1 pseudogene is annotated in these 281 nt (G+C 56.9%); it reads right to left on the minus strand.

Features of this window, described 5'->3' with window-relative positions:
- Positions 1 to 140: 140 nt before the first annotated feature.
- A pseudogene (locus EN853_RS35070) lies at positions 141 to 281 on the minus strand (hydroxyacid dehydrogenase); the annotation flags it as partial.

Here is a 281-nt window from a genome sequence, read left to right on the forward strand (position 1 = left end):
CGATGAGGCGATTAGAGAGACGATAATTCTGTCGAAACAGGATACGGCGCAAATTGAACCTTTTCGGTAGCCCCACGTTCGATTCAATTGTACTCCGCCGACGCCTGCAATGACGTTGCGCGGTTACCGGAAATTCGTCCTCAGTTCTTGTCGACCGGCTTCGATCGCATCCTGGAAACCGTCTCGCGTTCCGCCCGCTTGGAGCGCAGCGGCGGCAGCCCGCGGTCGATCAGGTCCATATCCTCCAGCACCATGTCGCCCATTCTCTTAAAGGCGACGTC

Origin of the sequence: Mesorhizobium sp. M1C.F.Ca.ET.210.01.1.1 (assembly GCF_004791585.1) — a bacterium.
GTDB lineage: Bacteria > Pseudomonadota > Alphaproteobacteria > Rhizobiales > Rhizobiaceae > Mesorhizobium.